Source organism: Serratia sp. CY47280, assembly GCF_052168655.1.
GTDB lineage: Bacteria > Pseudomonadota > Gammaproteobacteria > Enterobacterales > Enterobacteriaceae > Serratia > Serratia bockelmannii.
The window spans coordinates 143,476-156,231 of the sequence record NZ_JBJNMG010000007.1; the positions used below are offsets into that span (position 1 = coordinate 143,476).

A 12,756-nucleotide genomic window follows, 5' to 3' on the forward strand; every position below is an offset into this window, starting at 1 on the left:
GTTAGACTCAACGGCAGAGATCTCAGGATTTTTGCGCGCCGCTCCGCGTGCACAACTACGCCGCTCCGGCACTTTTCTCAACGATTTTCTGATTAATTATGGCAGATTGATGAAAGTAGTCACTCAAGTTGCAGAACAGCGCAAGGCGCTGGAACAGGCCGTTTCTCAGGCGCTGGAGCTGGCCCGCGCCGGTTCCGACGCGGCGGAAGTGGCGGTCACCAAATCGACCGGCATCAGCGTCAGCACCCGCTTCGGCGAGGTGGAAAACGTCGAGTTCAACAGCGATGGCGCGCTGGGCATCACCGTGTATCACCGCCAACGCAAAGGCAGCGCCTCTTCCACCGATCTCAGTCCGGACGCCATCGCCCGCACCGTACAGGCGGCGCTGGACATCGCGCGCTACACCTCTGAAGATCCCTGCGCCGGCCCGGCGGAGAAAGATCTGCTGGCGTTCGAGGCGCCGGATCTCGATCTGTTCCACCCGACCGAGCTGGACGCCGAGCGCGGCATCGAGCTGGCGGCGCGCGCCGAGCAGGCTTCGCTGGCGGCGGACAAACGCATTACCAATACCGAAGGCGGCAGCTTCAACAGCCACTACGGCATCAAGGTGTTCGGCAACAGCCACGGCATGCTGCAAAGCTACTGTTCCAGCCGCCACTCGCTGTCCAGCTGCGTCATTGCGGAGCAGGACGGCGATATGGAGCGGGATTACGCTTACACCATCGGCCGTGCGATGGGCGATCTGCACAGCCCCGAGTGGGTGGGGCAGGAGTGCGCTCGCCGCACGCTGGCGCGTCTCGCGCCGCGTAAGCTGTCGACCATGAAGGCGCCGGTGCTGTTCGCCTCCGAAGTGGCCACCGGGCTTTTCGGCCATCTGGTGGGCGCCATCAGTGGCAGCAGCGTCTACCGTAAATCCACTTTCCTGCTGGACTCGCTCGGCAAACAGATCCTGCCGGAATGGTTGACCGTCGAGGAGCATCCGCACCTGCTGAAAGGGCTGGCGTCAACGCCGTTCGACAGCGAGGGCGTGCGCACCCAGCGGCGCGATATCATCAAGGACGGCGTGCTGCAGACCTGGTTGATGACCAGCTACTCGGCGCGCAAGCTGGGCCTGCACAGCACCGGCCATGCCGGCGGCATCCATAACTGGCGCATTGCCGGGCAGGGCGCGGACTTCGCCGGCATGTTGAAACAGCTTGGCACCGGCCTGGTGGTCACCGAGTTGATGGGCCAGGGCGTCAGCGGCGTCACCGGCGATTACTCGCGCGGCGCCGCCGGTTTCTGGGTGGAAAATGGCGAGATCCAGTACCCGGTTAGCGAGATCACCATTGCCGGCAACCTGAAAGACATGCTGCGCAACATCGTCAGCGTCGGCAGCGATATCGAAACCCGCAGCAATATCCAGTGCGGTTCGGTGCTGCTGCCGGAAATGAAGATCGCCGGTCAGTGATCCTCTGCGCGGCCGGCGCCCGCCGGTCGCGCGTTATCCCGTCTCAACCTTGCTTACAAATCTCCGGTTTCGGTTTTGCCCGGCCTTGCCTATGGTAACGGTGGGTTAATTAAAACAATAACTGGAAGGTGAGCAAACATGCAGAATACCCTGAAAGCGCTGGCGGCGTTGACGCTGCTGGCAGCCAGTTCGCTGGCGGTCGCCGCCGATCTGGGCGACGATATGGACACCCTGGCGGAAAACTATAAAACGGTGCTGAATACCGATTCCGCCGCTACCCTCACACAGAGCCTGCAAAACATGCGCGCCGCCGCGCAGGATGCCAAACAGGGCACTCCGCCGAAGCTGGAAGACAAAGCCGCCGACAGCCCGGAGATGAAAGATTTCCGCAGCGGGTTGGATACCCTGATCGGCCAGATCGATCAGGCGCTGGCCCTGGCCAATCAGGGCAAAGTCGCCGAAGCGAAGCAGCTGGCGCAGGGCTTCAAGCAAACCCGCGACGCCAACCACAAGAAATTCCGCTAATCCGTCAACCGTCGCGCCCGTCTTCCGTCAAATAGGAGGAGGGCGCCTGCCCGAGCACGCGGCGAAACATGGTTGAAAACGCCGCGCTGCTGTCATATCCCATTTCCATCGCCACCTGCGTTACGCTGCGCCCTTCGGCCAGCAGCGCCAACGCCAGTACCACGCAGGCGCGCTGGCGCCATTGCGAAAACGGCAGGCCGGTCTGCGCGCGAAAGAAGCGGCTGAAGGTGCGAATGCTCATGTACAGACGAGGCGCCCACCGCTGCGCGGAGTCGTGGGCGTCGGGGTGCTGCAAAAAGGCGCGGCACAGCTCGCCTAACCGAGGATCGGCGGGTAGCGGGATGTGCAACGGCAAGGGCTGCAGCCTGGCCAGCTCATGCAGCAGCAGTGTTGCCAGCGCTCCGTCGCGCCCCTCTTGTTCATACTCCAGTGGCATATCCACCGCCGCCATCAACAGCTGGCGCATCAGCGGAGTGACGCTGACCACCTGGCATACCTGCGGCCGTTCGGCGGGCAACGCGCCGGGTTCGAGGTACAGGCTGCGGGTGGTGACGCCGACCATCCTCACCGCGTGCGGCATCTGCGGCGGCAGCCATACCGCGTGCTGCGGCGGGACGACCCAATTGCCTTGCTGCGTGAAAACGTGCATGACGCCGGTGGCGCCGTACAGCAACTGCGCGCGCCGGTGGCTGTGCATCGGCAGCAGGTGTCCCGGCGGATAATCGGTGCCGATGGCGATCACCGCGCGCGTTACGTGGTCGATGTCATCAATGCGGACGTTGCGCATGTGTTTCCTTTGGCGGGCAGATTGGCCGAAACGCAATGATAGTTGGCCTTTCATATAAAGCAAGCCAGCGGCCGCCGCCCTACTATCGGGGCAGAAAAATAATGCTTGTTCGCGGTGCCGTTATTTTATCGGCCATAAAGCCCGTGCAAGTTTTCACACCGGGGTGGGACGAAGGTTTTCGTTCTCGCAATACAATAAGTTAATAAGGAATAAAGCGTCATTTTATTCCAACACCTGAAGCAATAGTTCTTAGCGCAGTTCAATGACTATAAGGTGATATTTCATGTATAAGTTCGGTGTGGTTGGCGGCGGAGCCGCCGGGATCGCTTTTGCGTATAACTTTATAAAAAATAAGTCGGTTAATCATTGCAAAAGGCCGCTTTCCCTGACGGTGTTCGACAAGCAGGGCTTCAAGGGCGGAATGGCATACAGCAGCGATTTTGACAGCCATATATTAAATATGACGCCGGAAAATATGTCGGCGGATATTTTCGACGACACGCACTTCGTTGATTGGATCGCCATGCATTTCCCGCAGTTTTGCCAGGATCGTTATCCGCCGCGCTGGCTGTATCGGGAATATCTCGATTTTATTCGCGACATGACGATTTATATGGCGGCGGACAGTAACGTCGCGCTGAATTTCGTGACCGCCGAAGTAAATGCCATCGCGCCGCTCGAAGCCGGCTACCGGCTGACCACCACCTGTGGCAGCGCCGAACAGATGAATGCGCTGGTGCTGTGTTCGGGGCACAACCCGCCGGAATGTCTCTATCCGGTGGATGGCGTGATCGCTTATCAGGCCCACCAGGATCTGCCGCCGATCAACCCTTATTCGAGCATCGGCGTGATCGGCTGCAGCCTGACGGCGATTGACGCCATCGTTGAGCTGATGGAGCGCCTGGGGGCGACCGACATCTGTGCCCTGTCGCGCTCGGGCCTGTTCCCCAGCGTGCAGCCGGCGCTGATGCGTCCGCCGCCGGAAGCGTTTGTTGAGGCGCTGCGGCGCTTTGTCGCCGGCCGCGATTTTATTGACGCGCATCAGCTGGTACATGCGATCAATGCCGCGCTGGCGCGCCACTATCCGGGGCCGGAGCGGTTGACGGTGCTCTCGGCGCTGGGGGAAAGGCGCGATTGCTATCGCGATCTGGCAGACAGTCTCGATCGCGCGCGTTTTGCCCGGGAGCATATCTGCAGCTATCTGGCGGCGATCCACCCGGCGGTGTGCGCCGCCTGGGTCAAGATGGATGCCAACAACCGGCAGGTCTTCATGCGCTTTTACAACTCCTCCTGGATGCGCAATCGACATGCCATGCCGCTAAAGAACGCCAGCAAGATCGTGGCGGCGCTTGAGAGCCAACGCTTGCGTGCCTGCGGCGGCCTGGTGGATATCAGTAAGGGGGCGGACGGGTTTATCCTTCGTTGCCATGAGACGCGGGTGCATGCGCAGTATCTGTTCAACTGCACCACGCCTTCTTATCAACTGCCGCCCAACCGCCTGAGCCATCAGCTGCTGCAAGACGGGCTGGTGCAAGAGAACCTGTTCGGCGGCGTGAAGTGCAACCCGCACACGCTGAAAATCGCCGACCGACGCGGCCGTGAGCAGCATCTCTACTCGCTCGGCGCGCCCGCCAAGGGCGATCTGTTTTACACCTCGGCGATGGAATCCATCACGCGGGATATCAGCAAGATCGTGTTCAACAACCCTATTTTCAATGCAAAGAAGGCTGAAGTATGAAAAACGTAGCGCTCTTTGTCGGCAACGACATTTTCTCCTGGCTGGTGTGTCAGGATCTGATCGCCGCCCTGAGGGACGAGTGTACTTTTACGGTGTATTTTCCCCTGGCGAAAAGCGCCGGGCGCACGCAGGAGCCGGCGGTTCGCCGCCTGGGGCTGTATGAGCGCGAGGTGCTGAATGATTTCGTGTTCCCGTTCGTTGGCCGCAACGCCGCCGCCTGTGAGGGCGCCTATCAGCCGCCGGCTCTGTTCCTGGCCGCCGCCGGGGTCAAAGCGCATCGCGTTCTCGACATCAATGACGCCGCGTTTATCAGCAGCCTGGGCCATATGGACGGGGTGATCTCTTTACGCTGTTATCAGAAATTTTCCGCCGACTATGTGCGCGCCTTCAGCCGGCGCGGCAAGCTGCTGTGGAACCTGCATCCGGGAGATTTGCCACGCTATCGCGGGGTGATGACGCTGTTCCGCGCGATGATGAACGGTGACAGGGACTGTGCGGTAACGCTGCATGAAATGGATGAGCACTGGGACGCCGGCCCGGTGATCGCCCGTCTGCCCGCCGAGCTGCGCCACGATCTGTCGTTCCTGGAAAACATGATGTTGCTGGGCGTACAAAGCGGCACCTTTTTGGCGCGCCAGCTGATGCGGGCGGAGCACAGCGAAGCGATAACGGCGGAAAAGCAGGGCGATTCGCGCTACTGGGGTTTCCCGGATGCGCAGACGCTGGCGCAGGCAGAACAGGCGGGCATTGAGCTGGTGGACCATGACGCCGTGCGCGAGCAGTATCTGGGGCTGTTCGTCGGCGATCGCTTCCACCCGCTGGCGGGGCAGTTCTGCGCCGGGTTCGACGACTTCGTGCGGGCGCACGGCCATGATTGAAACGTTGATTGTACTGGGGGCCGGTTTTCTGACCGGCATCACCACCATTCTGTTCGGCTTCGGCGGCGGCTTTGTAGTGGTGCCTTTCGTCTATCACTTGATCTCTGTGTCGGGCGAGCAGCCCGGCCAGGCGATGCATATCGCGGTGGCAACCTCGACGGCGGTGATGATCCTCAACGCGAGTTACGCGACGCTGACCAACTGGCGCAGCGGCAACCTGCTGCGCGAAACCATCGTGCCGCTGATCTTTTTCATCGGCATCGGCGCTGCGCTGGGCGCGTTCGCCTCCTCACTGCTGGCGGACGGCGTGATCCGCGGGCTGTTTGTGGTCTATATGGCGGTGACCATCGCCGATTGTCTGTTCCGCCGGGGCTTTTTGATCAAACCGGCGCGCGCCGAACTGTCCCCCGTCACGCTGTGGGGCGGGGGGCCGCTGATCGGCGGCATCGCCACCCTGCTGGGAGTGGGCGGCAGCGTGATGACCGTACCGCTGCTGCGTCGCCATGGTTACGATATGAAATATTGCGTCAGCGCTGCCAACCCGCTGTCGATCCCGGTGGCGGTGATCGGGGCGCTGATGTATATCGTGTTGGGGTGGCACGAGATGAGCGGGCCGCAGTATCTGGGTTACGTCAATCTGAACATTCTGGGGTTGCTGGTGGTCGCGGGGATTGCGGGGATCGTGTTTGCCAGGCGCTGTTTGCCGAAGGTGAGCGATGCGCTGCATGCCAAAATCTACGTGCTGCTGCTGATCGCCGTGCTGATCGCTATCTGCCTCTGAGACAGAAAGGGCGGCCGGATGCCGCCCTGAAAACCGCTTAACGGTGGTATTCGCCCGCCGCTTCCGGCTGGTACAGCAATTCCAGCACTTCAATCCGCGCTTCTTCACCGTTCGGCAATTGCCAGGAGATCTGCTTGCCGACGTGCATGCCGAGCAGCGCTGCGCCCAGCGGCGCCATTACCGACAGCTGATCGTGGCTGTCTTTCAGCGATGCCGGGTAAACCAGCGTACGCACGTGCTCTTCATCGGTGTGCAGATCGCGAAAACGCACGCGGCTGTTCATGGTCACCACGTTGGCCGGCATTTTCTCCGGCGGCAGGATTTCCGCGCGATCCAACTCGTCGTTCAGCGCGGCGGCGACGTCGGTGTTGGCAAAGGCCGGTTGTTCCAATAGCGCATCCAGGCGTTCCGCATCCAGCTCATTAATAGTAATGATGGGTTTGGTCATTCCACTCTCCAGTCAAATCAAAGGGCGCCAGTCTGTGCACCCATAAATTCGGAAAAACAACACAAAGCAACACCCCCGCGCCAGAGGAGCGGGGGTGTGGGTAATGTCGATTTGTCCTATTGATAGTAGGCGGTTGGGGCGAGAAAAGAAAGAGATCCCGATCACGAAGGCTTTTATCGTCAATCGTGGCAAAAGAAACGGTTAGCCCGGTTATCTATTTGTTATCTCATTGACTTTTTCACCTTGGTGCCGTTTTGCGAAATGGATCTCCGCGCGTCATTCGATTTCCACTTCAAACTGGAAAAAACCGGTCTACACAGAAAATCCTACCGGGGGTAGGGTAAAGACATCACAGAAAGCGGGTTATTCAGGTGATGCGCTTTACGGCTTACTGATTAATGTAGGATCTAGGGGTACTGAAAAGTGAATGATGGATCTGCTTCGATAAAAGAAATTGAACAATCCGATGTCAGCGAAGCCGGAGCGATCGCCGCTCGGGTATTGGCGGATATTACCGCGATGCTGAATGCTGAGAATATTTATACCAATGCGGTGCAGCAACAGATGCTGGAATCGCATATTCGCGCCATGGTGCTGCGTTCAATAACCGGTGAGCCGTTGCCGGAGGTGGATAAATCATTGTTCGACGAAATCTCTGCCGAATCCATGCAAATGGCGGAGCGCGTGGTGAATCAGTTTGACACATTGCCTATCGAAGAAGCCTATTTACTGTCAGTGCACTTCGAAGTGGCGAAAGATAATAACGCATAACGGTTAACGCATCGATTTCAATCAGGAGAAAATACCATGGGTCAAATTACCGTAGTGATCGGCGATCGTTTGGGCAAAGGGCAAAAAGTCGGCCAGGGCGTTGAAAACGCAGGCGGAAAAGCGGTGGTTATCCCCGGCGTGGCGGCAGATATGAAACTGGGCGACGTCATGAAAGCGGAAAACGCGCAGCTGGGCATCTCTTTTTGCGGCAGCGGCGGCGCCGGCGCGATTACCGCGCAAACCAAATACGGCTACAAAGCCAAATACGGCATGCGTTCGGTGGAAGAGGGCGTGACGGCAATTAACGAAGGCTGCAACGTGCTGGGTTTCGGCTTTATGGATAAGGAAGAGCTGGGCCAGAAACTGGTGGAAGCCTACGTCAAAAAACATGGCAATCCATAATGAAAGAGCAATATACCACATCGGTAAAGGTGGAGGGTAAAGGCGACAGCAAAGCGAAAGCTTTTGCTTCCGCCTTGGCTAATGTGCAGGGCGCGGTATTAAAGTCCACCAACAATATTCTGCTGCGCATCGAGCCGCAGGACGTCAGCGTAGTGAAAGCGGAAGAGAAAATAACTAAAGAGAAATTTCTTTTCTTCTTTTTGCCGCGTGAAAGAAAGAGCTATGCCGTTTCTCTGGAAATAACCGTGAACGTAACCATTATCAATACCGAGAAGGTTGTCTTCGTCACGAAATAAAAACGTTAGCATAAATGAAAGGGTATACTGATGTTTTTAATCATCTTATTTAAATCGATAATTATCGGTGGGCTGGTGGGAGTCGGCGTAGGGGCCGGCGCCGCACGCATGTTCCACGCACCGACAACACAGGGCATGGGGGCGTTTCGCACCCTGGGCGAGCTGAACTCCTGCGAGGGCGATCCGGCTTCCCACTTCTCATTCGGTCTGGGCTTCTTCTTCAACGCCTGGGCGTCTTCCGTAGCGGCGGGTTCCTTCACGCAGGACGTCGATCACCGCATCATCCCGCACTGGGGCGCGGCGGCCCTGATGGTCAAGAACCGCAATCTGGCGCAAACGCTGCACGATCCGAAAAAAATGGCCATCGCCTGCGGCATCATCGGCATGCTGGTGGTGGCCTTCCTCAATACCACCGCTTCCGCCGTGCCTGCCGCGCTGCAGGTCACCGCGATCAAGGTGCTGGTGCCGGCGGCCAACCTGCTGGTGAATACCGTGATGCCGGTGATCTTCTGGCTGGCGGCGATCGACGCCGGGCGCCGTTCCGGCTTCTGGGGCACCATCTTCGGCGGCCTGGCGCAGCTGATCATGGGCAACGCCGTACCGGGCCTGGTGCTGGGCATTCTGATCGGCAAAGGCGTGGAAGAGAGCGGCTGGAACAAGATCACCAAGATCATGATGGCGGTGATCGTGCTGCTGTTCGTGCTGAGCGGCTTCTTCCGCGGCTTTGACATGAAAGTTCTCGAGTCCTTCAGCCTCGGCGTGCCGGGCTGGCTGGACGCCATTCACAACACCCTGAGCGGTAAATAAGGAGCGGGATGATGGAAGAGCAAACCCAAAAAGGCTTCTGGTACGCCGACTGGTCATTCCCGATTTTTGTTGGCCTGCTGTCCTCCGGCGTGTTCGCCGGGACGCACATGTACTACCTGTACGGCATCGGCGCCTTTAACGAAGTGGCCTTCGTCTCCATGCTGCGGGCGGGGATGGATACCGGCGTGTATGGCGCGGTGGCGGCGTTCGGCGCCAGCTTCCTGTTCGCGCGCATCATCGAAGGTTCACTGGTGGGCATCCTCGACATCGGCGGCGCGATCCAGACCGGCGTCGGGCTGGGCGTGCCGGCGCTGCTTTTGGGGGCCGGCATCGTGTTCCCGGTCGCCAACTTCGCCGCTTCGCTGGCCACCGGCCTGATCATCGGCCTGGCGATCGGTTACGTGATCATTCTGGCGCGCAAATTCACCATCAATCAGAGCAACTCCACCTACGGGGCGGACGTGATGATGGGGGCGGGCAACTCGTCGGGCCGCTTCCTCGGGCCGTTGATCATCCTGTCGGCGATGACTGCCTCGATCCCGATCGGCATCGGTTCGCTGCTCGGCGCGCTGCTGTTCTATATCTGGGGTAAACCGATCACCGGCGGAGCGATCCTCGGCGCGATGATCCTGGGGGCGATCTTCCCGGTAGCCATTTCTTAAGAGGCCTGCGCCAGGCGCCGCCCGATACGGCGGCACCCGGGCTAACAGGAGCAATGCGGTATGTATGACTTAGTAATCAGAGGCGCCAGACTGGCGGACGACACGCTGATCGATCTGGCGGTGAAAGACGGCAAAATAGTCTCGGTGGGGCGGTTGGCGGCGGACGTCAGCGCCGTTCGCCAGCTGGATTTGGCGGGCAACTGCCGCCTGAGCGCCGGTTGGATCGACGCGCACGTGCATTGCTATCCCGAATCGCCGATTTACCATGACGAGCCGGATCGGGTCGGCGTCGCCAGCGGCGTCACCAGCGTGGTCGATGCCGGTAGCACCGGCGCCGACGATATCGACGCCTTTTATCAGCTGACGCGCAGCGCCAAAACCAACGTTTTCGCCTTCCTCAATATCTCGCGCATCGGCCTGCTGCGGCAGAACGAGCTGGCGGAGATGACGGACATCGACAAGCGCGAGGCCGGCCAGGCCATCGCCAACCACCCCGGCTTTGTCATCGGCATCAAGGCGCGCATGAGCAGCAGCGTGGTGGGCAAGAACGGCACTCGCCCGCTGGTGTTGGCCAAAGAGATCCAGCAGGAAAACCGCCAGCTGCCGCTGATGGTGCATATCGGCAATAACCCGCCGGATCTGGATGAGATCGCCGATCTGCTGACCCGCGGCGACATCATCACCCACTGCTACAACGGCAAACCGAACCGCATTCTGACGCCGGCGGGCACGCTGCGCGAGTCTATCCAGCGCGCGCTGCGGCGCGGCGTATTGCTCGACGTAGGGCACGGCACCGCCAGCTTCAGCTTCGAGGTGGCGCGCCAGGCGATCAAATTGGGCATTTTGCCGCACACCATCAGCTCCGATATTTACTGCCGCAACCGCATGAACGGACCGGTGCACAGCCTGGCGACGGTGATGTCCAAATTCTTCAGCGTCGGCCTGACGCTGCCGCAGGTGATCGCCTGCGTGACGGAGAACGCCGCGTCGGCGCTGCAGCTGAGCGGCAAAGGGCGGCTGGAGCCGGGCTATGACGCCGATTTCACGCTGTTTGAACTGCGCCGCGAACCGCAGGTGTTCGCCGACGCCGAAGGGCAAACCGCCGAGGGCGAACGGCTGTTGGTGCCGCTGGCCGCCGTGGTGGCCGGGGAAATCCTATTAACCGAACAAGGGGAGGCAAGCCATGTCTTCGATTTATGAAAAATACGGTTTGAAGCAGGTGATCAACACCTCCGGCCGCATGACCATTCTCGGCGTTTCTACGCCGCGCCAGGACGTGATCGACGCCGTTGATTACGGCCTGAACCACTATTTCGAAATCAAGGATCTGGTCAACAAGACCGGCGCCTATATCGCCGATCTGCTCAACGTGGAGGATGCGGTGATCGTCTCCTGCGCCTCGGCGGGCATCGCCCAGTCGGTGGCGGCGGTGATCGTTAAAGATAACGCCAATCTGCTGGTGAACCTGCATTCGGCGCCGGTGACCGTGCCGCGCGAGATCGTGCTGCCGCGCGGTCACAACGTCAACTTCGGCGCGCCGGTGGACACCATGGTGGCGCTGGGCGGCGGCAAGGTGGTGGAGGCGGGGTACGCCAACGAATGTTCGCCGGAGCAGATTGAAGCCTGCATCACGCCGCAGACTGCGGCGATCCTGTACGTCAAATCGCACCACTGCGTGCAGAAAAGCATTTTGTCCGTCGAACAGGCGGCGGTGGTGGCGCGCAAGCATAACCTGCCGCTGATCGTCGACGCCGCGGCGGAAGAAGATCTGATGTGTTACTACCAGATGGGGGCCGATCTGGTGATCTACAGCGGCGCCAAAGCCATCGAGGGGCCGACCAGCGGTCTGGTTGTCGGCAAGAAACAGTACGTCGAGTGGGTGAAGTTGCAATCCGGCGGCATCGGCCGGGCGATGAAGGTCGGTAAAGAGGGCATCCTCGGCCTGACGCAGGCGATTGAAAGCTATCTGACGCTTGAGAAAACCACCGGGCAACAGATGGTGGAGCGGATGACGCCATTCCTCAACAGCCTCAACACCCTGACCGGCGTCAGCGCCAAGACCGTCTGGGACAGCGCCGGCCGCGATATCGCCCGCGCCGAGATCGCCTTTGACGAAGCGGTGCTGGGGCGTTCGACCTATGACATCGTCCAGGCGTTGAAAACCGGCGATATCGCCATCTACTTCCGCGGCTATAAGGCCAACGAGGGCAAGATTGAGGTCGACGTGCGCAGCGTCGACGAGCAACAGCTGATGACCGTCTTTAGCTGTATCAAAAACCTGTTTACGGAGAAACAAGCATGAAGCTGCAGCCTAACTACTATCGCGACCGCGTCTGCCTGAACGTGCTCGCCGGCTCCAAAGCCAACGCGCAGGACATCTACGCCGCGGCGGAAGGCCATGTGCTGGTGGGCGTGCTCTCCAAGAACTACCCGGACGTCGACAGCGCGGTGACCGACATGCTGCGCTATGCGCGCCTGATCGAAAACGCGCTGTCGGTCGGCCTGGGCGCCGGCGATCCGAAGCAGTCGGCGATGGTCAGCCTGATCGCTCAGCAGGTGCAGCCGCAGCACGTTAACCAGGTGTTTACCGGCGTCGGCGCTAGCCGCGCGCTGCTGGGCCAGAACGACAGCGTGGTCAACGGCCTGGTGTCGCCGACCGGCCGCGTCGGTTGGGTGAAGATTTCTACCGGCCCATTGAGCGCCGCGGCGCCGGACGGCATCGTGCCGGTGGAAACCGCCATCGCCTTGCTGAAGGACATGGGCGGCAGCTCCATCAAGTATTTCCCGATGGGCGGCCTGAAGTGCAAGGACGAATACCAGTACGTCGCCAAGGCCTGCGCCGAGCATGACTTTATGCTGGAGCCGACCGGCGGCATCGATCTGGAGAACTTTGAGCCGATCGTCGAGATCGCGCTGGCGGCCGGCGTGAAACGCGTGATCCCGCATATCTACAGCTCGATCATCGACGCCGCCAGCGGCGACACGCGTCCGCAGGACGTGAAAACCCTGCTGGCGATGACCAAAAAGCTGGTGGGCTGAACGCACAATGGGATGAGGTAAACGCTGGGAGGCGAAGGTTTTCCCGTGGCGCGGCATGCCGCGCCGTTACCTATAGCCTATAGCTTTCAAGTTGCAGCTAGGCGGCAAGCGCAGGAGCCCCAGGAGCTTACTTAAGTAAGTGACTGGGGTGAGTGTGGGCAGCCAACAACGC

The 12,756-nt window shown here is 60.1% G+C and carries 15 protein-coding genes; 13 read left to right on the top strand and 2 right to left on the bottom strand.

The window, feature by feature from the left end; translation table 11 throughout:
• The first annotated feature begins 109 nt into the window (after positions 1 to 109).
• Both pmbA and cybC read left to right on the top strand, forming a co-directional pair.
• Positions 110 to 1,450 (top strand): metalloprotease PmbA, encoded by a 1,341-nt coding sequence (gene pmbA, locus ACJ8J4_RS21420; protein ID WP_025304390.1) that lies wholly within the window; start codon positions 110 to 112, stop codon positions 1,448 to 1,450.
• 138 nt (positions 1,451 to 1,588) lie between these two features.
• Positions 1,589 to 1,975, top strand: a complete 387-nt coding sequence (cybC, locus tag ACJ8J4_RS21425) for a cytochrome b562 (RefSeq protein WP_016930224.1) — start codon at positions 1,589 to 1,591, stop codon at positions 1,973 to 1,975.
• 4 nt (positions 1,976 to 1,979) lie between these two features.
• On the opposite strand, the gene ACJ8J4_RS21430 is transcribed toward cybC, so the two are convergent.
• Positions 1,980 to 2,762 carry an AraC family transcriptional regulator gene (locus ACJ8J4_RS21430; protein WP_025304388.1) on the bottom strand — a complete coding sequence of 261 codons (783 nt, stop codon included), beginning with the start codon at positions 2,760 to 2,762 and terminating at the stop codon, positions 1,980 to 1,982.
• Positions 2,763 to 3,045: 283 nt separating this feature from the next.
• Here ACJ8J4_RS21430 and ACJ8J4_RS21435 point away from each other — a divergent pair, with 283 nt between their 5' ends.
• Genes ACJ8J4_RS21435 through ACJ8J4_RS21445 form a run of 3 tightly spaced genes read left to right on the top strand, consistent with a single transcriptional unit; the run spans position 3,046 to position 6,159 of the window.
• Complete coding sequence (locus ACJ8J4_RS21435) at positions 3,046 to 4,500, top strand: FAD/NAD(P)-binding protein (protein ID WP_025304387.1); 1,455 nt, start codon at positions 3,046 to 3,048, stop codon at positions 4,498 to 4,500.
• Complete coding sequence (locus ACJ8J4_RS21440; RefSeq protein ID WP_043141942.1) at positions 4,497 to 5,378, top strand: formyltransferase family protein; 882 nt, start codon at positions 4,497 to 4,499, stop codon at positions 5,376 to 5,378. The genes ACJ8J4_RS21435 and ACJ8J4_RS21440 overlap by 4 nt, the downstream gene beginning before the upstream one ends.
• A complete protein-coding gene (locus ACJ8J4_RS21445) occupies positions 5,371 to 6,159 on the top strand; it encodes a sulfite exporter TauE/SafE family protein (protein ID WP_043141945.1) in 789 nt (262 codons plus the stop codon). Before ACJ8J4_RS21440 ends, ACJ8J4_RS21445 begins: the two co-directional genes overlap by 8 nt.
• A 37-nt stretch (positions 6,160 to 6,196) precedes the next feature.
• Here the strand turns inward: ACJ8J4_RS21445 and rnk are convergent, their stop codons facing one another.
• Positions 6,197 to 6,607, bottom strand: a complete 411-nt coding sequence (rnk, locus tag ACJ8J4_RS21450; protein WP_004936993.1) for a nucleoside diphosphate kinase regulator — start codon at positions 6,605 to 6,607, stop codon at positions 6,197 to 6,199.
• 444 nt (positions 6,608 to 7,051) lie between these two features.
• Between rnk and ACJ8J4_RS21455 the strand changes: the two genes are divergently transcribed.
• Genes ACJ8J4_RS21455 through dagF form a run of 8 tightly spaced genes read left to right on the top strand, consistent with a single transcriptional unit; the run spans position 7,052 to position 12,584 of the window.
• The gene (locus tag ACJ8J4_RS21455; RefSeq protein WP_373275471.1) at positions 7,052 to 7,378 is read left to right on the top strand and encodes a glycine dehydrogenase; all 327 of its coding nucleotides are present in this window, start codon (positions 7,052 to 7,054) and stop codon (positions 7,376 to 7,378) included.
• A gap of 36 nt (positions 7,379 to 7,414) precedes the next feature.
• Positions 7,415 to 7,780, top strand: coding sequence for a glycine-rich SFCGS family protein (locus ACJ8J4_RS21460; protein WP_004937000.1), 366 nt, complete (start codon positions 7,415 to 7,417; stop codon positions 7,778 to 7,780).
• The gene (locus ACJ8J4_RS21465) at positions 7,780 to 8,076 is read left to right on the top strand and encodes a DUF4312 family protein (protein ID WP_004937003.1); all 297 of its coding nucleotides are present in this window, start codon (positions 7,780 to 7,782) and stop codon (positions 8,074 to 8,076) included. The genes ACJ8J4_RS21460 and ACJ8J4_RS21465 overlap by 1 nt, the downstream gene beginning before the upstream one ends.
• 30 nt (positions 8,077 to 8,106) lie before the next feature.
• Positions 8,107 to 8,883 carry a DUF4311 domain-containing protein gene (locus ACJ8J4_RS21470; protein WP_004937006.1) on the top strand — a complete coding sequence of 259 codons (777 nt, stop codon included), beginning with the start codon at positions 8,107 to 8,109 and terminating at the stop codon, positions 8,881 to 8,883.
• Positions 8,884 to 8,894: 11 nt separating this feature from the next.
• Positions 8,895 to 9,545, top strand: a complete 651-nt coding sequence (locus tag ACJ8J4_RS21475) for a DUF4310 family protein (RefSeq protein ID WP_004937013.1) — start codon at positions 8,895 to 8,897, stop codon at positions 9,543 to 9,545.
• 60 nt (positions 9,546 to 9,605) lie between these two features.
• On the top strand, positions 9,606 to 10,745 hold the full coding sequence (locus tag ACJ8J4_RS21480; RefSeq protein ID WP_043141948.1) for an amidohydrolase/deacetylase family metallohydrolase: 1,140 nt from the start codon (positions 9,606 to 9,608) through the stop codon (positions 10,743 to 10,745).
• Positions 10,729 to 11,847, top strand: coding sequence for a DgaE family pyridoxal phosphate-dependent ammonia lyase (locus ACJ8J4_RS21485; protein WP_043141950.1), 1,119 nt, complete (start codon positions 10,729 to 10,731; stop codon positions 11,845 to 11,847). The genes ACJ8J4_RS21480 and ACJ8J4_RS21485 overlap by 17 nt, the downstream gene beginning before the upstream one ends.
• Positions 11,844 to 12,584, top strand: a complete 741-nt coding sequence (dagF, locus tag ACJ8J4_RS21490) for a 2-dehydro-3-deoxy-phosphogluconate aldolase (protein ID WP_025304381.1) — start codon at positions 11,844 to 11,846, stop codon at positions 12,582 to 12,584. Before ACJ8J4_RS21485 ends, dagF begins: the two co-directional genes overlap by 4 nt.
• Positions 12,585 to 12,756 lie beyond the last annotated feature (172 nt).

What these genes read in the sequence shown, in the direction of transcription:
- pmbA (WP_025304390.1), top strand. Translation starts at nt 110, where the DNA reads ATGAAAGTAGTCACTCAAGTTGCAGAACAGCGCAAGGCGCTGGAACAG.
- cybC (WP_016930224.1), top strand. Translation starts at nt 1,589, where the DNA reads ATGCAGAATACCCTGAAAGCGCTGGCGGCGTTGACGCTGCTGGCAGCC.
- ACJ8J4_RS21430 (WP_025304388.1), bottom strand. Translation starts at nt 2,762, where the DNA reads ATGCGCAACGTCCGCATTGATGACATCGACCACGTAACGCGCGCGGTG.
- ACJ8J4_RS21435 (WP_025304387.1), top strand. Translation starts at nt 3,046, where the DNA reads ATGTATAAGTTCGGTGTGGTTGGCGGCGGAGCCGCCGGGATCGCTTTT.
- ACJ8J4_RS21440 (WP_043141942.1), top strand. Translation starts at nt 4,497, where the DNA reads ATGAAAAACGTAGCGCTCTTTGTCGGCAACGACATTTTCTCCTGGCTG.
- ACJ8J4_RS21445 (WP_043141945.1), top strand. Translation starts at nt 5,371, where the DNA reads ATGATTGAAACGTTGATTGTACTGGGGGCCGGTTTTCTGACCGGCATC.
- rnk (WP_004936993.1), bottom strand. Translation starts at nt 6,607, where the DNA reads ATGACCAAACCCATCATTACTATTAATGAGCTGGATGCGGAACGCCTG.
- ACJ8J4_RS21460 (WP_004937000.1), top strand. Translation starts at nt 7,415, where the DNA reads ATGGGTCAAATTACCGTAGTGATCGGCGATCGTTTGGGCAAAGGGCAA.
- ACJ8J4_RS21465 (WP_004937003.1), top strand. Translation starts at nt 7,780, where the DNA reads ATGAAAGAGCAATATACCACATCGGTAAAGGTGGAGGGTAAAGGCGAC.
- ACJ8J4_RS21470 (WP_004937006.1), top strand. Translation starts at nt 8,107, where the DNA reads ATGTTTTTAATCATCTTATTTAAATCGATAATTATCGGTGGGCTGGTG.
- ACJ8J4_RS21475 (WP_004937013.1), top strand. Translation starts at nt 8,895, where the DNA reads ATGGAAGAGCAAACCCAAAAAGGCTTCTGGTACGCCGACTGGTCATTC.
- ACJ8J4_RS21480 (WP_043141948.1), top strand. Translation starts at nt 9,606, where the DNA reads ATGTATGACTTAGTAATCAGAGGCGCCAGACTGGCGGACGACACGCTG.
- ACJ8J4_RS21485 (WP_043141950.1), top strand. Translation starts at nt 10,729, where the DNA reads ATGTCTTCGATTTATGAAAAATACGGTTTGAAGCAGGTGATCAACACC.
- dagF (WP_025304381.1), top strand. Translation starts at nt 11,844, where the DNA reads ATGAAGCTGCAGCCTAACTACTATCGCGACCGCGTCTGCCTGAACGTG.